The organism is Mammaliicoccus sp. N-M50, assembly GCF_022386995.1.
GTDB lineage: Bacteria > Bacillota > Bacilli > Staphylococcales > Staphylococcaceae > Mammaliicoccus > Mammaliicoccus sciuri_A.
In genome coordinates, this window is the sequence record NZ_JAJNJA010000002.1 from 64,730 (window position 1) to 85,169 (window position 20,440).

14 protein-coding genes and 1 riboswitch are annotated in these 20,440 nt (G+C 34.0%); of the genes, 9 read left to right on the top strand and 5 right to left on the bottom strand.

The genetic code is table 11. The features are described 5' to 3' along the window. The first annotated feature begins 68 nt into the window (after positions 1-68). Positions 69-1,478: an o-succinylbenzoate--CoA ligase gene (gene menE / locus LQ622_RS03690; protein WP_239774721.1), complete on the top strand. Its 1,410-nt coding sequence runs from the start codon at positions 69-71 to the stop codon at positions 1,476-1,478. Continuing rightward, positions 1,465-2,463, top strand: a complete 999-nt coding sequence (gene menC, locus LQ622_RS03695; RefSeq protein ID WP_239763108.1) for an o-succinylbenzoate synthase — start codon at positions 1,465-1,467, stop codon at positions 2,461-2,463. Before menE ends, menC begins: the two co-directional genes overlap by 14 nt. A gap of 178 nt (positions 2,464-2,641) precedes the next feature. Here the strand turns inward: menC and yidD are convergent, their stop codons facing one another. Together yidD and LQ622_RS03705 are read right to left on the bottom strand one after the other, a co-directional pair. Continuing rightward, positions 2,642-2,866 (bottom strand): membrane protein insertion efficiency factor YidD, encoded by a 225-nt coding sequence (gene yidD / locus LQ622_RS03700; RefSeq protein WP_025905546.1) that lies wholly within the window; start codon positions 2,864-2,866, stop codon positions 2,642-2,644. 10 nt (positions 2,867-2,876) lie between these two features. Further along, a complete protein-coding gene (locus LQ622_RS03705; protein ID WP_239763106.1) occupies positions 2,877-3,662 on the bottom strand; it encodes a hypothetical protein in 786 nt (261 codons plus the stop codon). A gap of 66 nt (positions 3,663-3,728) precedes the next feature. On the opposite strand from LQ622_RS03705, the gene ytkD reads away from it, so the two are divergent. Further along, a complete protein-coding gene (ytkD, locus tag LQ622_RS03710; protein ID WP_037589701.1) occupies positions 3,729-4,193 on the top strand; it encodes an RNA deprotection pyrophosphohydrolase in 465 nt (154 codons plus the stop codon). Beyond that, positions 4,177-4,953 (top strand): alpha/beta hydrolase family protein, encoded by a 777-nt coding sequence (locus tag LQ622_RS03715; RefSeq protein WP_204258613.1) that lies wholly within the window; start codon positions 4,177-4,179, stop codon positions 4,951-4,953. Before ytkD ends, LQ622_RS03715 begins: the two co-directional genes overlap by 17 nt. Before the next feature lie 21 nt (positions 4,954-4,974). On the opposite strand, the gene pckA is transcribed toward LQ622_RS03715, so the two are convergent. Continuing rightward, positions 4,975-6,576, bottom strand: coding sequence for a phosphoenolpyruvate carboxykinase (ATP) (pckA, locus tag LQ622_RS03720; protein ID WP_239763104.1), 1,602 nt, complete (start codon positions 6,574-6,576; stop codon positions 4,975-4,977). Between the two features lie 182 nt (positions 6,577-6,758). Continuing rightward, a riboswitch (SAM riboswitch) is annotated at positions 6,759-6,870 on the top strand. Between the two features lie 103 nt (positions 6,871-6,973). Between pckA and metK the strand changes: the two genes are divergently transcribed. From metK to LQ622_RS03745, 5 genes are all read left to right on the top strand, one after another. Beyond that, the gene (gene metK / locus LQ622_RS03725) at positions 6,974-8,167 is read left to right on the top strand and encodes a methionine adenosyltransferase (RefSeq protein ID WP_025905541.1); all 1,194 of its coding nucleotides are present in this window, start codon (positions 6,974-6,976) and stop codon (positions 8,165-8,167) included. Positions 8,168-8,966: 799 nt separating this feature from the next. Then, on the top strand, positions 8,967-9,878 hold the full coding sequence (locus LQ622_RS03730; RefSeq protein WP_239763102.1) for a nuclease-related domain-containing protein: 912 nt from the start codon (positions 8,967-8,969) through the stop codon (positions 9,876-9,878). A gap of 59 nt (positions 9,879-9,937) precedes the next feature. After that, positions 9,938-11,320: an NAD-dependent succinate-semialdehyde dehydrogenase gene (locus tag LQ622_RS03735; RefSeq protein WP_204189161.1), complete on the top strand. Its 1,383-nt coding sequence runs from the start codon at positions 9,938-9,940 to the stop codon at positions 11,318-11,320. Between the two features lie 28 nt (positions 11,321-11,348). After that, the gene (locus LQ622_RS03740) at positions 11,349-12,191 is read left to right on the top strand and encodes an aldo/keto reductase (protein WP_204189157.1); all 843 of its coding nucleotides are present in this window, start codon (positions 11,349-11,351) and stop codon (positions 12,189-12,191) included. Positions 12,192-12,426: 235 nt separating this feature from the next. Continuing rightward, a complete protein-coding gene (locus tag LQ622_RS03745) occupies positions 12,427-19,569 on the top strand; it encodes a putative Ig domain-containing protein (RefSeq protein ID WP_239774722.1) in 7,143 nt (2,380 codons plus the stop codon). Between the two features lie 125 nt (positions 19,570-19,694). Here LQ622_RS03745 and LQ622_RS03750 read toward each other — a convergent pair whose 3' ends face one another. After that, complete coding sequence (locus tag LQ622_RS03750; RefSeq protein WP_037588653.1) at positions 19,695-20,042, bottom strand: fluoride efflux transporter FluC; 348 nt, start codon at positions 20,040-20,042, stop codon at positions 19,695-19,697. Beyond that, on the bottom strand, positions 20,039-20,404 hold the full coding sequence (crcB, locus tag LQ622_RS03755; protein ID WP_126477612.1) for a fluoride efflux transporter CrcB: 366 nt from the start codon (positions 20,402-20,404) through the stop codon (positions 20,039-20,041). The genes LQ622_RS03750 and crcB overlap by 4 nt, the downstream gene beginning before the upstream one ends. Positions 20,405-20,440 lie beyond the last annotated feature (36 nt).

A 20,440-nucleotide genomic window follows, 5' to 3' on the forward strand; every position in this document is an offset into this window, starting at 1 on the left:
AAAGCATTTTTTATGTTTAAATTCAAAAATATCGTTATAATGAATAATGGTATAAGGAGGTCCAAACGATGAAACATTGGATTGAACAGCAGGTGTTACGTGCACCACATAAAATTGCAATTCAACAAGGTGATGTTGAATTAACTTATGAACAACTATTTAATGATTCTAAAAATAAAGCACATTACATTAAACAACTTCAATTGAAAAGAGTTGGATTATATATCAAGAATGATATTAAACATGCATCACTTATCATTGCAGCTTGGTTAGCAAATGTAGAAGTGGTTATGATTAATACGAAGTTAACACCAGTCGAAATTGAACAACAATTGGACAGTATTGGCGTTCAAACGGTCTTTACGTTTAAACCACTAAATATCAAGCAAAATTGTATTGATATTGAGGATATTTATATAGACGACAGTAAACATGTGGATCATGATTTTACGTTTAATATGGATGATATCGCGACGATTATGTTTACTTCTGGTACAACTGGTCCTGCAAAAGCTGTTCCACAAACTTTTTCAAATCATTATTTTAGTGCAATGGGTTGTAAAGAAAGTCTTGGCTATGATGAATCAACGAGATGGTTGTCCGTCTTACCGATTTACCATATTTCAGGTTTAAGTGTGTTAATACGTAGTTTAATAGAAGGTTTTACACTTATTTTAGAATCGAAATTTGATGTAAATCGCGTAATGCATTTAATTAAAAATGAGAACATCACACATATTTCATTAGTACCTCAAACATTACAATGGTTGATGCAAGATACGTTAACACAACCATATCAATTAGAAAAAATATTATTAGGCGGCGCAAAGTTATCTGAAACGATGATTAATAAAGCGTTAGACTATCAATTACCGATATATAATTCGTTTGGTATGACTGAAACATGTTCTCAGTTTGTGACAGCAAGTCCAGAGATGTTACGTGAAGCACCAAGTACAGTAGGGAAAGTACCTTCAAATGTTCGCTTCAAAATTTTAAATCAAAATGAAGAAGGACATGGGGAAGTCGCTGTATATGGTGGCAATGTGATGAATGGTTATTTAACAGGTAGTCAGAATTCAGAAACATTTGAAGATGGTTATTTTAAAACAGGTGATGTTGGATCAATAGATGATGCCGGTTATGTATATATTTATGATAGAAGAAAAGATTTAATCATTAGTGGTGGAGAAAATATTTATCCATTTGAAATTGAACATGTGATATTGAATCATCCGGACGTTCAAAATTGTGTTGTTGTACCAGTTGATGATGAAAAGTGGGGGCAAGTACCTGCATTAGTGTATGAAGCGGAACAGACTATCCAAGATGATACATTTAAAAATATACTCAATTCAAACTTAGCAAAGTATAAACACCCAAAATACTTTTATAAAATAAATGAAATACCAAGAACTTCGACAGGTAAACTTTCAAGATACAAAGTAAAGGCGTGGGTCATGAATGAGAAAAAATAGTTTGCATTTCTATAGATTCAAAGCACCTTTCAGAGTACCGATACGAACACCTTTAGTAGAATTAAATGAACGAGAAGCATTAATTGTAGAATGGCAAGACATGAATGGGTCTACGTATTATGGTGAATGTAATGCGTTTAATAGTGACTGGTATCATTTCGAGACAATAAATAAAGTTGAAGAAACTCTATTAAAATGGTTCGAAAAACATGAATTTGTTGATTTTAATAGTTATCCATTATGTTGTGAATTAATAGATGAACTCATTGAATATCCGAATGCACGTAGCGTTATGTCTATGATATTCTTTCAGAAATTTCATGAGTTAAAGCCGATAGAAGTAGCATATGGTGCAACTATTAATCAAAATATTGAACAATATTTCAAGCAATATAATGGTGAATTACCGACGAGAATTAAATTAAAATGGCATGAAGAAGTTAATCGAGATATAGATTTTTTAACAGAACATTATCCGCAAATACAAAGAGCAATTGATGCAAATGGTGTGTTAAATCATGAGCATGTGTCTTTATTAAATACATTTAAAGATGAACAATTTATATATATTGAGCAGCCATTTTCTAAATATGAACACTATATAGAGCATGTTAGTACGCTCGAGTTACCAGTATTTATTGATGAAAGTGCTCTAAATTTAGAGCAAATTATTCAATTTAATCAGCATAATCTGATTGATGGCGTTGTGATTAAACCTTCACGTGTTGGAGGGATAGATAAAGCACTTAAAATTATTGAATATTGTCGCGAACATCACCTTAAATATGTCATAGGTGGAATGTATGAATTTGGGCTTAGTAGTTACTTTACTGCATACTTAGCACAGTACAGTTCATATCCGAGTGATGTGACGCCGAGTGATTATTACTTCACGGAAGATTTCGTTGTTGATAACGCAAAGACTGATGGTCATCTCATTAAATATGTGCCACCAATCGTTGATAAAGATAAATTAACAAAATAAAAGGGGAGCGGGACAGAAATCTAATTTGTATAAAAAGATTTCGTAGTCCCGCCCCGACAAGGATGACTAGAGTTGAAAAAAGCTTGGTACAAGCGCATTTTCAATTCAGTCATCTACTGCCAAGATACTATAAGAGGCTAAGACATTACATTATGTCCCAGCCTCCTTTTAATAAATGTTATGAATCTTTTTTAGGTGGAACAGGGTCGTAGCCGCCTGGATGAAATGGGTGGCATTTTAAGATGCGTTTCGTACCTAACCATGTCCCTTTAATAACCCCATATTCTGAAATAGCTTCAACTGCATAGTTAGAACATGTAGGTTGGAACCTGCATGTAGGTGGTGTCAATGGGGATATATATCGTTGATAAAGGCGTATTAATTTAATAAATACTTTTTTCATAGCAATGCTCCTATTTGTAATTGTTTTTCGTTAAGTTCTGGTATGGTTTAACATCAGTGGAATTGAATTTATAGAAATCTGTTGTCTGTTTCATATGGATGTTAATCGTTTCATTTTTAATTTTTCCAGTTGCTTTAATGTTAAAGGTTAACGTTTTTGGTAATGTTTTGTCTTTTTGGAATGTAAGCTTAAACTTACCACTTTTAATTTTTAAGTCGTTAATATTACTTAATGACGCTTGATCTGCCAATGGTGATTGACTAAACCCTAGTTGATAGAGATATTCCATAACTTTACCTGTACCTTCATATGAAAGGGTATCGTTTTCTAAAGTGACATCGTCTTCAATAGGTTTTAGTAAACTTTGATTAAAAGTCGTTAAATCGAACCAATCTTGTCCAATTTTTTGATAATAATCTATTTCGGCATTCTTTGCATGATAATTTAAATACTTAGATTTAGGTGAGGATTTGATTTCGTTTGAATCAATCCAAACACTTTTATTATGCACTGGAAATTGTTTTGTATTACTTTCTTGTTCGACATTAAATGTAAGTTTATCATGGTGGTTTGTTCGGCCATGTGACAGTTGTTTAAGCGTTGTTTTTTTATCTTGAAAATCAACTGTTGTCTCGTTACTAGATTTAATCGAATGTGAATCTACTTTTTTAATGTTTTTTTGAAAAGCTTCGATAGCATCGCTACTATCATCAAATTTATTTTGACCTTCTGGACTACAACTTGCTAGAATAAGAGTAATTGTTAATACTAAGGTCGTTAAGGTTAACTTTTTCAATATCTTCTACCTTCCTAATAATATGTATATACAGTTTATCATAATTGAAGAAAGAGGTCGTGTATCATGCGCTACAAAGATCCAAATGGATTGGATGTTGATTTAGCATATAAATGTCCAACAGATCAACAAAATGCGAAACATGTTCTAGGTATTCCGATTTTTAATAATGAATATGTGTTAACGCATCATAAGATAAGAGGTATTGAATTTCCTGGTGGGAAAGTTGAACCAAATGAAACGAATAAAGAGGCTGTTCAGCGTGAATTATATGAAGAAACAGGTGCGATCGCTAAAAATATAACGTTTATAGCTTCATATACTGTACATGATACAATCCCGTTTAATAAAGATGTCTATTTTATTGAAGTCGAATCTATGGATAGCAATAAAGCGTATTTCGAAACTTATGGACCCGTTATTGCTAAAGAAATCAATGATATACCTGAAGAAGAGAAGAGTTTTCTTTTAAAAGATACAGCAATATTAAAGTGCGTTGAAAGGGTGTATAAACTTGGATTTCTACAGTAAGAAAAAAATGCCAGTTTTCTTTAATCATCATCTAACTGAAGAAGTGATATATGAAGTGGATGAATTGAAAGTCAGAGGCATGTTGATGACACCAAATGAACGTGTTAATCGCATCGTTGTATATTTACGTGGTGGTAAAGGACAAGTAGGTAGAGTGAGGCCAGGTCGTATGGCGCAATTTAAAGATAAGCATACACTTGTCTTTGCACCTTATTACAGAGGTAGTAACGGTAGTGAAGGTAGAGATGAATTTTGTGGTGATGACTTACATGATGTTATAGAAGGGATAGAAATACTCAAATCACAATACCCAAATGTTCCTGTTCATATGATTGGATTTTCTAGAGGTGGTATTCAAGGCTTGCTTACGTACCAAAAAGTGAAAGCAACGAGTTATATTATATGGGGTGGCGTTTCAGATTTATTGATGATGTATGAAGAACGAATTGATCTAAGAGGAATGTTAAAAAGAATGGTCGGTCATCCTAAAAAACAATATGAAGCTTATGCACGTAGAAATGCATTGCAATCTATTCATAAAGATAGTCCGCCTATATTAATCGTACATGGTGATGAAGATAAGCAAGTTAATATTAATATGGCATATCATCTAGAAGAACATTTAAAGCAAGAAGCGGTAGATCATCAAACAATCTATTTAAGTGGAGAAGGTCATGTTTTAAGACCAGAAATAGAAAAACAAACATTGTTACAAATTAAAGAATGGATGTATAAATGTGAAAAGAGCTTGGACCAATAAGGCCCAAGCTCTTTTTGTATTTTATAAGCGGTTATATGTGAATCCGCCTTCTTCTTGAATATGCTCAGAAGACTCACCGAATTTACCGAAGTTTTCTTTAAAGTTCTTAGCAAGTAATTTTGCTTTTTCGTCATATGCGTCAGAAGATACCCAAGTATTACGAGGATATAATATTTCTGAAGGTACACCTGGTACATGTTTCGGAATATTAAGACCAAAGATTTCATCTTTAACAAATTCTGAATTCTTAATTTCTCCACTAATTGCACGACGAATCATTGAACGTGTATGTTTCAAGTCCATTCTTGAACCTACACCGTATTCGCCACCAGTCCAACCAGTGTTTACAAGATAAACGTCTACATTATGTTCATCGATTAGTTTACCAAGTAATTCAGCGTATTCAGTCGCATGTAATGGTAAGAAAGGTGAACCGAAACATGTTGAGAATACTGGTTGAGGACTTGTTACGCCTCTTTCTGTACCTGCTAACTTAGAAGTGAAACCACTTAAGAAATGGTACATAGCTTGAGATTTATCTAATTTAGAAATAGGTGGTAATACGCCAAATGCATCTGCAGTTAAGAAGATAATAGTATTTGGGTGACCAGCTATTGATGGTGTAATAATATTATCGATAAAATCTATTGGGTATGCAGCTCTTGTATTTTCAGTTAATGTAGTGTCGTCATAATCTACTGAACCATCAGGATTTACAGTAACATTTTCTAAAACTGTTCCATAACGGATAGCATCATAAATTTGTGGTTCTTTTTCACGGCTAAGACTTACTGTTTTAGCGTAGCAACCACCTTCGATATTGAAGACACCATTTTCATTCCAACCATGTTCATCGTCTCCGATTAATTTTCTATTAGGATCTGCAGATAAAGTTGTTTTACCTGTACCTGATAGACCAAAGAATAAAGCAACATCTTTGTTATAACCTACGTTTGCTGAACAGTGCATACTCATAATGCCTTTTTTAGGTAATAAATAGTTCATTACTGAGAATATACCTTTTTTCATTTCACCAGCGTATTCAGTACCACCAATTAATATGACACGGTGTTTGAACGAAGTAATAATGAATGTTTCAGAATTAGTGCCGTCTTTTTCTGGATCAGCTTTAAATCCTGGTGCACTAATAACAGTGAAATTAGGGCTGATATTAAGTGCTTCTTCTTTAGTTTCTGGGCGGATAAACATGTTCTGTGCAAATAAATTATGCCAAGGTAACTCATTAATAACACGTAAATCTAAACGTGATGATTCATCTGCACCTGCATATCCATTAAAGACATAAAGTTGTGATTTTTGGTTTAAGTAGTCAATAACTTGATCATATAAATTTAAAAAGTTACTTTCTGAGATAGGTTGGTTGATTGTTCCCCAATCAATATCTTGTTCAGTATCTTCCTCTTTAACGATAAATTTGTCTTTAGGAGAGCGACCTGTGTATTTACCAGTTTCCATTCTGATTGCGCCAGATTCTGTTAATACGCCTTCTCCTGCTTCTAGAATGTGATTGTACAATTCAGTTCTAGAAAGTTGCTGTAGTGTAGTGTCCTTCTTTAAAAGGTTTGAAAGTTCGATTGATTCGGTAATTGACTGTATTGCCATAAATGACGACCCCCATGTCTAATATTAATGTTGTAAGCATTTTCATGGAATTAGTATAACACATTAAAATATATAGTCTATACTAATGAGTAAATTTGTTATAAAATTTTTTTAGAAATTTGAATGTGTTTCGTTCCATTGACATATTATGAAAACTTTAGTATTATCATTTCTGACGGATTCTCTTATCCTGAGTGGTGGAGGGACATGGACCCAATGAAACCCAGCAACCTCTTTCTAATGAAAGAAAGGTGCCAAACCGTTTGCAGACCAATATTGTCTGAACGATAAGAGCGAATGGACGAGTGTGCCTTCTCTCTATATCTTTATTGAGAGAAGGCACTTTTTATTTGCGCTGAGGAAGAGACCGTACAACTTTATTTAAAGGAGATTTTTTATGTCAAAGAATAGAAGACTCTTCACATCAGAATCAGTAACAGAAGGGCATCCAGATAAAATTGCGGACCAAATTTCCGATGCTATTTTGGATGAATTATTAAAAGGCGATCCTAAAGCAAGAGTCGCTTGTGAAACAACAGTAACAACTGGTATGGCTTTAATTGCAGGTGAAATTTCTACTTCAACTTATGTAGATATTCCTAAAGTAGTTAGACAAACAGTAAAAGATATAGGATACACAAGAGCGAAGTACGGTTATGATTTCCAAACGATGGCGATTTTAACAGCTATTGATGAACAATCACCAGATATCGCACAAGGTGTAGATTGCGCATTAGAAGATAGAGATGATTTATCAGATAGAGAAATAGAATCAATTGGTGCAGGTGACCAAGGTCTTATGTTTGGTTTTGCTACAAATGAAACTGAAACATATATGCCTTTACCAGGTTATTTAGCTCATCAACTTGCGAAGAGATTAACAGATGTACGTAAAGACGGTACTTTAGAATATTTACGTCCAGATGGTAAGACACAAGTAACAGTTGAATATGACGAAAATGATAAACCAGTAAGAGTAGATACAATCGTTATTTCTTCACAACATCATGAAAAAATTGAATTAGAAAAAATTCAACAAGATATTAAAGATCATGTTATCTATCCAATCGTACCTAAAGAATTATTAGATGAAGAAACTAAATTCTTTATTAATCCAACAGGTAGATTCGTAATCGGCGGACCACAAGGAGATGCTGGATTAACAGGTAGAAAAATCATCGTAGATACTTACGGTGGTTATGCAAGACATGGCGGAGGATGTTTCAGTGGTAAAGATCCTACAAAAGTAGATAGATCAGGAGCATACGCTGCAAGATATGTAGCTAAGAATATAGTAGCAAGTGGATTAGCAGATAAATGTGAAGTCCAATTAGCATATGCAATTGGTGTAGCACAACCAGTATCCATTTCAATAGATACTTTTGGTACAGGTAAAGTAGAAGAAACTGTATTAGTAGAAAAAATAAGAGAAGTATTTGATTTAAGACCAGCAGGCATTATTCAAATGTTAAACTTAAGACAACCAATCTACAAAAAGACAGCAGCATACGGTCACTTCGGTAGAACAGATGTTCAATTACCATGGGAACAATTAGATAAAGTAGATTTATTAAAAGACTTATTAAAATAAATGATGAAGCTCTGTATTTAATCTTGCGGGATTTATGCAGAGTTTTTTATTTTAGGTTTGGTGGAAGTTGGGTCGTTATTAGCAGATTAGGCGAGAGGTGCAAATACTGGGGTTGTTATTAGCAGTTTTGGTTAGAGGTGCAAATACTGAGGTTGTTATTAGTAGTTTTGGGTGAAAGTGCAAATACTGGTACCGTTAATTACACTTCTGAGTAGTTTTGTAATTAAGGTAGTCCATAGTAACATTTCAGCTGAGTTTTGTAATTATGGCGGTCCATAGTAACACTTCGACCTAGTTTTGTAACTATGGCTATCCTTAGTAACACTTCGGGTGAGTTTTGTAATTAAGGCCCTCGTTATGAACAAGTTTGGGCGAAAGTGTTCACAACGCCCCCGTTATGAACAAGTTTGGCGAGAAGTGTTCACAACGCCCCTGTTATAAACAAGTTTGGCGAGAAGTGTTCACAACGCCCCCGTTATGAACAAGTTTGGCGAGAAGTGTTCACAACGCCCTCGTTATGAACAAGTTTGGGCGAAAGTGTTCACAACGCCCCCGTTATAAACAAGTTTGGCGAGAAGTGTTCACAACGCCCCCGTTACGAACAAGTTTAAGTCAAGTTGTTCATAATGAACTGAATTTTTATAAAATATTTACTATTAAAGTGTGGTTTAACTACTCAAATGTATGAAGTATAAGAAATTACGTTATATTATCAATATATTTCATGATATATACTGAATTTATTTGTAATTTTTACTATAATGGAATTAATACATATGAAAGGGAGCGATCTACAATTATGAGTCAATTAGAACCGATTCATTATGGATTAATCGCAGCGATCGTTATTGCGATACTATTTATTATATTATTCTTTGTTTCATTAAAACAGAAACAAAAATCTTTGAATAAGATTCAAGAAGCTCATAAAAAAGAAAATGAGACGCTTAAATCTGAACATAAAGAAAAGTTAGATCATGAAAGAGTTGAAAATAAAAAGGTTCTAACGAAACAAGAAGAAACTCATCAAGAAGCAATTTCACAAAAAGAAAGAGAAATTGACTCATTAAAGTTATTTTCTAAGAATGAAGGGGAATATATAACTGATAGACATTTATTAGAGTTGAGAGACCAACTTGTTAACGAACGTAGAATTAGACCTGAAGATATGCATATTATGGCAAATATCTTCTTACCTAAAGATCCATTAGGTAAAGTTCGACAAATTGATCATTTAGTCTTAACAAGAACAGGTATATACGTAATTGACTCTAATTTAGTAAGTGGTCATATCTATCACGGTATTACAGAACAGCAGTTTAGTGATTTTCCAGTATTAGGACTAGTCTTTGAAACATTGGATTTAAACCCAAACAAAGAACAAACGTTATTACTTGAAAAACAATCAAATAATAAAACTGCAGCATTCCATTCATATACTGACGAAGTTAAAGAAGTTGATAATACAACTGAAGAATTACAAAGACAGTTAGAACTTAAATATACACCGACACCAATTATTTACTTCCATCCAAATGAAGTAAGTGAAGCAACTATCAGTAATTATTCTCAAGACCCTAACATTAAAGTGTTAGTTGGTGAAAAACAACTTCAACACTTCTTTAATAAATTTGTTTTCCATGGTAGATTCCAATACAGTGTGGAAGACCTTGAGAGAATTATGGATGAAATTGAAAAGTTTAACCCGTAATAACTAAGCGCTGCATTTTATGTAGCGCTATTTTTATACTAAAAAAGGTGGTTATAAGTATGGTAAAAGAAAATTTTGAAGTTAAAAATCCTGCAACTGGTGAAGTAATCGAAACGATTAAGAACAATACGGAAGAAGATATTAACAACAAGATTGAACAGGCACACGATGCTTTTCAAACATACAAAAAGAAACCGGCTCATGAACGTAGTGCATTGTTATATAAATGGTATGAATTGATTCTTGAAAATAAAGAAGAAATTGCTTTAATTATGACAAAAGAAAGTGGTAAACCATTAAAAGAAGCTTTAGGCGAAGTTAAATATGCGACAGATTATATATTATGGTTTGCTGAAGAAGCAAAACGTACTTATGGAAGAACCATTCCAGAACATGTTGATAACAAACGACTTATCGTTACACGTGCACCTGTTGGCGTTGTAGCAAGTATAACACCTTGGAACTTCCCAGCAGCAATGATGACTAGAAAAGCAGCACCAGCATTAGCAGCAGGGTGTACGTTTATATGTAAGCCAGCACAAGATACACCACTTACAACTATGAAATTAGTTGATCTTGCACATGAAGCAGGATTTGATCGTAGTGTTATCCAATACGTAAATGGTTCAGGTAAAGACGTAGGTGCAATTTTCACAAAGCATCCTTTAATTTCAAAAATAACTTATACAGGTTCAACACCTGTAGGTAAGCAGTTAATGGAACAATCAAGTTCAACATTGAAGAAAGTAACACTTGAATTAGGTGGTCATGCACCATTAATTGTTCACGAAGATGCAGATTTAGATAAAGCAGTTCAAGGAACAATTGCTTCTAAATTTAGAAATGCAGGTCAAACATGTGTATGTGCAAATAGAATTTACGTACATGAATCTATTAAAGACGCATTTGAAGATGCACTTAGAGCAGAAGTCAGTAAATTAAAAGTAGGCGATGGTCAGGATGAATCAACAGATATAGGTCCTGTTATTAATGCAGATGGTTTTGAAAAAATTAAATCTCATATTGAAGATGCTACAAGTAAAGGCGCTCGCGTGATTACTGGAGGAGATAGCTATAAAGATGGTGGCTATTTTATCACACCAACTGTTCTATCTGACGTTTCAGACGATATGAAAATCATGGTTGAAGAAACATTTGGACCAGTAGCACCAATTCAAACTTATAAAGATTTAGATGAAGTTATTGTAAAAGCAAACGATACACCATTTGGTTTGGCAGCATATTTCTTTACTGAAAACTATAGTAATGGTATAAAGTTGTATGAGAACTTAGATTATGGAGTAATTGGTTGGAATGATGGCGGACCAAGTGCAGCTCATATTCCATTCGGTGGAATGAAGGAAAGTGGATTTGGTAGAGAAGGTGGTTCAGAAGGCATTGAACCATATTTAGAAACTAAAGTTGTTTCAATTTTAATTTAAGTATCGTCTAAAATTAGGAGGCAGTAAAATGACACAGAAAATAATTGAGTTTTACAATGGCAATTCTATACCAGCTTTAGGATTAGGAACATTCAGAGTAGAAAATAATGATGAATGTAGAGAAGCGGTTAAACACGCTATTATAAGTGGTTATAGACATATAGATACAGCTCAAACTTATCACAACGAAGAAAAAGTTGGACAAGGTATCAAAGAAGGATTAGAAGCAACAGGATTAAACAGAGAAGATCTATTTATTACAACTAAACTTTGGATGACTGATTATGGTAGAGAGAACGTTCAATCAGCATATGAAGCATCTTTAGAAAGATTAGGTTTAGATTATGTAGATCTATATTTAATTCATTGGCCTGGCCAAGATAAAGAACTTATCACAGAAACATGGAAAGCTATGGAAGACTTATACAATGAAGGCAAAATTAAAAACATAGGTGTAAGTAACTTCCACGTACATCACTTAGAATCATTATTACAAGAAGCTTCTATTAAACCAGTTATTAATCAAATAGAATGTCATCCATACTTAACTCAAAAAGAATTAAGAACGTATTTAGAAGCACAAAAAATTGTTGCACAATCATGGTCTCCTTTAATGAATGGACAAATATTAGAAGACGAAGTTGTAAAAGAAATTGCAAATGAATTAGGTAAAACACCAGCTCAAGTTATTATAAGATGGAATATTGATGAAAATATTGTTGTTATTCCTAAATCAGTAACACCATCAAGAATTGAAGAAAACTTAAACGTATTTGATTTTGAGTTATCAGAAGATCAACTTTCAAGATTAAATGCTTTAAATAAAGATGAAAGAATCGGACCAGACCCAGAAGTCTTTACTGGTCAATAATTCATAAATAGCCAACGAATCATAGAGGTTCGTTGGCTTTTTTGATTTTAAGAATAAATATTTTGCTTAATAAAAAGTTTGATAAATAAATATTTTCATTTTAGAAAATGCCAATTTTTTGAATGTTAAGTATGTAATAATTTCGAATTTACAAAATAAGTATATTAATATCTTATATTTTTTGTTACTATTATAATAATTATTATTATATCCAAAATATGAGAGGAAGTATTTAATGTTTAAAAATAACAGGTATTCTATTCGTAAATTTTCTGTTGGAACTGGGTCAGTAATCATCGGTGCAATGCTTTATTTGAGCACACCAAATATCGTTAATGCAGAAGAATCAAATGTATTAAAAGAGGAAAGTAAGAGTACAGAATCGACTACAAATGCAGAGTCAAATAAGAATATAGAAACATCAAATGAAACTAACGAAACAAATACTAAAGAAGAATCAGCGCAAGACTTAACTCAGAAAACATCAACTGAAAATCCAACAACAGAAAATGATACAGCAGAATCAAATACTTCAGAAGAAAATGCTAAAGAAGATAAAGAGGAACAAAGCGACTTTACAATTGATCCAATAAACAATCAAACTGTGAAATCAAATGAAGCTATTAATCCTATAAAGATAAATGTAGAAGGTTCTGAGAACAATACGAATCAAGTACAAGGATTACCAGATGGACTTACATATGATTCAAGCACAGATACAATAACAGGAAATCCTACTACTGTAGGCAACTATACCATAACAGTAATTTCGAAAAATGATTCAGCCGTTCAAAAAGAGACTACTTTTACCATTAATGTAGAAGAAGGGGAAGAACCATCAACAGAAGAACCACAAACGAATAAAGATTCGAAATCAACTGAAGAAAACACGACTGAAGAGCCGACATCAGATGAACATAAATCAAAAGAAAATTCAACAAATGAAGATTCTAAAGAAGATAACAAAGATACAATAGAGGAACCAAAATCAACTGAAGAAGATTCATCGGAAGAACCAACAAATGATAAAGACTCAAAAACAGATCTATCTAAAACTGATGACAAGAATTCAACAAAAGATAAAACAAAATCAGATGAAAATTCAACAAATGAAGATTCTAAAGAAGATAACAAAGATACAACAGAAGAACCAAAATCAAATGAAGAAGAGACTTTAGAGGAACCAACAAAAGAAGAACCATTAGATAATAATAGTGAACAACCAGATACTGCTAACAATGATTTATCTACAGGTGACTCTGAAGATGATAATAATATAGACCCAAATGTTGATGCTACAGACTTAAAAACGACTAAGCCATTAACAGACAAAGAAAAAGAAGATATAGACCAAAAATCAAAAAATAAAAGTAAGACTGATAAAAATTTAAAAGCTTTAAGTGCATCTTCATCAAAAGTGGAAAAAGAAGCAACCAAAGCCGATGGTAGTCCATTAGGTGGAGATGATGTAAACAGCAAGATTAAATCTAGTAATGTTAAGTTTGAAGAGGGTACATGGAAAAAAGGTGCTGCTTTTGAAATAGGTTTTGATATATCTATTCCGAATGACGTAAAAAGAAATGATTATTTTACTGTACATATACCTAAAGAAATAAATCCTACATCTGCAGATAGAGATAATGGCATACTATTAGGAAATGATGCAAATAGTATTTATGCAAAAGGTACTTATAATCGTGCCGATAATTCATTTACATTCAAGTTTACTGATAATATAGAAAAATATAAAAACACTAGTGCACACGTTGATTTCTTAGGGTTAATCAATTTTAAAGAAGCAACCAAAACAGATAACTATAACTTGAATTTAAAAATTGGTGATTCAGAATATAATGCTATAAGAAAAATAGAATATTCAACTGATGCACGAAATTTAGATTTATATCAAGATTCTAGTGTTCAAGAAAAAGTAGATGATCATAATCCATATAACACAACATATACAGTAAACGGAAAAGCTAGGACTTTAAATAATGCCAAGGTTAAAATAACTCCATTTATGGGCAGTGAAAAAAATCCAGATGTCATTAGCCAATTTAATAAAGATATTACTAAAGTTCAAATTTTGAAAGTTACTGATAGGAATACATTGAATCAAAGTGGAAGTGATAAGAATGTCACTTATGTTGATGTATCATCATCACATAATATAATCTTTAATAGTGACGGCACTATAAGTATAGATCTAGGAAATACGAATAGCACATATATAATCGTAGTGAATTCTGAAACAAGTAAACCATTTGTTCCTGAAACTTTTATTGAAAGTACAATACAATTAAGTGCAAGCAATATTGCTTCTGGAAGTAGCCAATCTAAAATAGGAAAAAGTAAACCATCAAGTAATAACTCATCAGGTGTAATTGTTGATGATACGACACCACCCGTTGTTGATAAAGTTGATAATCAAACAACAGAAGTAAATTCGGCAATAGATCCAATTGTTATCAATGCGAATGATAATAGTGGTGAAAAAGTTCGAAATGACGTATTCGGTTTACCAGATGGTGTTACATATAATTCAGAAACGAATACAATCTCAGGTACACCTACAAAAGCAGGAACATATGAAGTAACTGTTATTTCGTCAGATAAAGTATATAACGAAACAGAAACGACATTTACAATTACAGTAGAAGATACAATAGCACCAACTGTGGATCCAATTGAAAATCAAACAACTGAAGTGAACACACCAATTACTGATGTTACTTTAAATGGCAAAGACAACAGTGGAGATCCAGTGACTCATAATGTAACTGGTTTACCAGACGGTGTGACTTATAATGAAGAAACAAATACAATTTCAGGTACACCAACAAAAGCTGGAAACTATAATGTGACTGTTATAACGAGTGATGAAGCAGGCAACGAAACAGAAACAACATTTACAATCACAGTAGAAGATACGACAGCACCTACAATAGATCCAGTAGATAACCAAACAACAGAAGTAAATACACCAATAACGGATATTAAATTAACTGGTAAAGATAATAGTGGAGATCCAGTGAGACATGATGTGACGGGACTACCAGATGGTGTAACTTATAATGAAGCAACACAAACAATATCAGGTACCCCTACAACTCCAAGAAATTATGAAATTACAATTGTAACAAGAGATGATGCGGGGAATTCTGCAGAAACAATATTCACAATTACAGTGGAAGACACATTACCACCAACAGTGGATCCTGTAGAAGATCAAACAACGGAAGTAAATACACCAATCGAGGACATTACACTTAATGGTAAAGATAATAGTGGCCAACCAGTCACACATGAAGTATCAGGACTACCTGAAGGTGTGACATATGATCCAGAAACGAATAGCATTTCAGGTAAACCAACAACTGTAGGTAATTATGATATAACAGTAGTTTCAACAGATGAGTCAGGTAATACGACAGAAACGACTTTCACGATTACAGTAGAGGATACTATTCCACCAACAGTAGATCCTGTAGAAGATCAAACAACAGAAGTAAACACACCGATAACTGATATTACATTAAGTGGAGAAGATAACAGTGGTCAACCAGTATCTCATATTGTAAGCGGCCTACCAGATGGCGTCGTGTATGATGAAGTTTCAAAAACAATTTCAGGCACACCAACCAAAACTGGTGATTATAATATTACTGTTGTAACAAGAGATGAAGCGGGTAATGAAACAAAGTCAACATTTACGATAACTGTAGAAGATACAACAGCGCCTGATGTTGATCCGGTGGATGACCAAACAACAGAAGTAAATACACCAATCAAAAATGTAACATTAAACAGTAAAGATAATAGTGGAAAACCAGTCACGCACGAGGTATCAGGATTACCCGAAGGTGTAACGTATGATCCAGAAACAAATACTATCTCAGGCACACCAACAACTGTAGGCAGTTACGAGGTAACAGTAATTTCAACAGATGAATCAGGTAATACAACAGAAACTACATTCACGATTACAGTGGAAGATACAACAGCACCAACGGTAGATCCAGTAGAAGACCAAACAACAGAAGTGAACACACCAATTACTAGTATCGAGTTAAATGGTCAAGATAACAGTGGAAAACCAGTGACACATGAAGTAAATGGACTACCCGAAGGTGTGACATATGATCCAGAAACAAATACAATAACAGGTACACCAACGATCGTAGGAAGTTATGACATAACAGTTGTTTCAACAGATGAATCAGGCAACAAGACAGAAACGACATTTACGATTACAGTAGAAGATACGACAGCACCTGATGTTGATCCGGTGGATGACCAAACAACAGAAGTGAATACACCAATAGAGGATATAACACTTAACGGTAAAGATAACAGTGGAAAACCAGTGACATATGAAGTATCAGGATTACCAGAAGGCGTGACATATGATTCTGAAACAAATACAATCTCAGGCACACCAACAACTGTAGGCAGTTACGAGGTAACAGTAATTTCAACAGATGAATCAGGTAATACAACAGAAACTACATTCACGATTACAGTGGAAGATACAACAGCACCAACGGTAGATCCAGTAGATGACCAGACAACAGAAGTAAATACACCAATCAAAGATGTAACATTGAATGGTCAAGATAATAGTGGAATACCAGTGAAACATGAAGTATCAGGACTACCAGAAGGTGTGACATATGATTCAGAAACAAATACAATCTCAGGCACACCAACAACAGTTGGTAGTTACGACGTAACAGTAATTTCAACAGATGAGTCTGGTAATACGACAGAAACAACATTTACGATAACAGTTGAAGATACATTACCACCAACGGTAGATCCAATTGAAGATCAAACAACAGAAGTGAACACACCAATTACTAGTATCGAGTTAAACGGTCAAGATAATAGTGGAAAACCAGTGACACATGAAGTATCAGGACTACCAGAAGGTGTGACATATGATCCTGAGACAAATACAATTTCAGGTACACCAACAACAGTAGGTAGCTATGATGTAACAGTAGTTACCACAGACGAATCTGGTAATACAACAGAAACGACATTCACAATAACAGTTGAAGACACAACAGCACCAGTTGTTGACCCTGTAGAAGATCAAACAACAGAAGTAAATACGCCAATCAAAGATGTAACGTTGAATGGTAAAGATAACAGTGACCAACCAGTCACGCATGAAGTATCAGGTCTACCAGAAGGCGTGACATATGATTCTGAGACAAACACAATCTCTGGCACACCAACAACGGTAGGCAGTTACGACGTAACAGTTGTGACAACAGATGAATCAGGAAACAAAACAGAAACGACATTCACGATTACAGTAGAAGACACAACAGCACCTGAGGTTGATCCGGTGGATGACCAAACAACAGAAGTGAATACACCAATTACAAATATTGAATTGAATGGCAAAGATAACAGTGGAAAACCAGTCACGCATGAAGTGTCAGGATTACCTGAAGGTGTAACATATGATTCAGAAACGAATACAATCTCAGGTACACCAACAACTGTAGGCAGTTACGACGTAACAGTAGTTACAACAGATGAATCTGGTAATACAACAGAAACGACATTCACGATTACAGTAGAAGACACAACAGCACCTGTTGTTGACCCTGTAGAAGATCAAACAACAGAAGTAAATACGCCAATCAAAGATGTAACATTGAATGGTAAAGATAACAGTGACCAACCAGTGACACATGAAGTGTCAGGATTACCTGAAGGTGTAACATATGATTCAGAAACGAATACAATCTCAGGTACACCAACAACTGTAGGCAGTTACGACGTAACAGTTGTGACAACAGATGAATCAGGAAACAAAACAGAAACAACATTCACAATTACCGTTGAAGATACAACATCACCTGATGTTGACCCAGTAGAAGACCAAACAACAGAAGTAAACACACCAATTACTAGTATCGAGTTAAATGGTAAAGATAACAGTGGAAAACCAGTGACACATGAAGTATCAGGACTACCAGAAGGTGTGACATATGATCCTGAGACAAATACCATTTCAGGTACACCAACAACAGTAGGTAGCTATGATGTAACAGTAGTTACAACAGACGAATCAGGCAACAAAACAGAAACAACATTCACAATAACAGTTGAAGATACATTGCCACCAACGGTAGATCCAATTGAAGATCAAACAACAGAAGTAAATACGCCAATCAAAGATGTAACACTTAACGGTAAAGATAATAGTGGAAAACCAGTGACACATGAAGTGTCAGGATTACCAGAAGGTGTGACGTATGATCCAGAAACGAATACTATCTCAGGTACTCCAACAACAGTAGGTAGTTATGAAGTAATAGTAGTTTCAACAGATGAGTCAGGCAACAAAACAGAAACGTCATTTACAATAACAGTTGAAGATACAACAGCACCAACGGTAGATCCAATTGAAGATCAAACAACAGAAGTAAATACGCCAATCAAAGATGTAACACTTAACGGTAAAGATAATAGTGGAAAACCAGTGACACATGAAGTGTCAGGATTACCCGAAGGTGTGACATATGATCCTGAGACAAATACAATTTCAGGTACACCAACAACAGTAGGTAGCTATGATGTAACAGTAGTTACAACAGACGAATCAGGCAACAAAACAGAAACAACATTTACGATTACAGTAGAAGATACAACAGCACCAACGGTAGATCCAATTGAAGATCAAATAACAGAAGTAAATACGCCAATAAAAGATGTAACATTGAATGGCAAAGATAATAGTGGAAAACCAGTGACACATGAAGTAAGTGGCTTACCAGACGGTGTAACATTCGATCCAGAAACAAATACAATTTCAGGCACACCGACAAAAGCTGGTGAATACACTGTTACAGTTGTAACTAGAGATAGTGAAGGCAATGAAACAACGACAACTTTCGTTATAATTGTAAAAGATGATTCATCAAATGATGGTAACAATCCCGGCGATGATGACGGTGACGATAACTCTGGAGATAATGGAGACGACTCATCCAACGGTGGAAACGACAACTCAGGAGATAACGGAGATGATTCATCAAACGGTGGAAATGACAACTCAGGAGATAACGGAGATGATTCATCAAACGGTGGAAATGACAACTCAGGAGATAATGGAGACGATTCATCAAACGGTGGAAACGACAACTCAGGAGATAACGGAGACGATTCATCAAACGGTGGAAACGACAACTCAGGAGATAATGGAGACAATTCATCAAATGATGGAAATGATTCTAAAGAATTGCCAGATACAGGTGAACAAGATAAAAACTTAACTTTATTTGCATCTGTTATTGCGTTATTTGGTGGAATTTTAACATTTAGAAGAAAGAAAAAAGATTCTAAGACCGATAAGTAAAATAGTTAGAGTCTTAACTAAAAATAAACACTTTTAAAAACAGAAGGACTGATAAGAAAAAATTTATTCTTATCAGTCCTTTTTATTTTGTCATTGATTTAAATGAACCTTTTACTTAAGAGGTTTTATAAGTGATATCCTAAATAACATGCTCCGATTGATAGTATGACTGTTGATACGATATAAATAGTCATCATTTTATATGATTTTAACAAGTATCGTTCATAAATTTCTAAAAAGTGAGTAGAGAATGTTGTAAATCCTCCACAGAAGCCTATTGCGATAATTGCATATGAATAACTATTATCATTTAAATATTGTGCGGCAAATCCTATTATAAGGCTTCCGATTACGTTAACAGTTAGAGTAGCTACTGGGAAGTGATTTGTATATAGTTTAGTGAAGAATTCATTCACGAAATTTCTGCAAAGAGCACCTATACCTGAACTTATCATAATATATAATAACGTCATGCTTCATCAGTTCCTTTCCTATATCCTATTGCAATAAATATGAAACCGAGAAGTAAACTAACGAGTAAATATGTGCCTGCAAGAAATATATGTCCACGTTCTAGTAGCTCGACTGTTTCTAAACTTAAAGATGAATATGTTGTTAAAGCACCTAAGAAGCCTGTTGTAATTAATTTTTTAATATTTGGATGTGCTTTGAAATAGCTAATGAAATATGTAGAGAAAATACCCATTAAAAGTGCTCCGATTACGTTAACAGTTAAGGTGGAGAACGGGAAAGCGTCATTAGTGATCATTAACGAAACTAAATATCTTAGCCCTCCACCTATAGCACCGCCTAAAAATATTGCTAAATATACCATTTAATAAACCTCCTCATTAAAAAAAGGAAACATTAT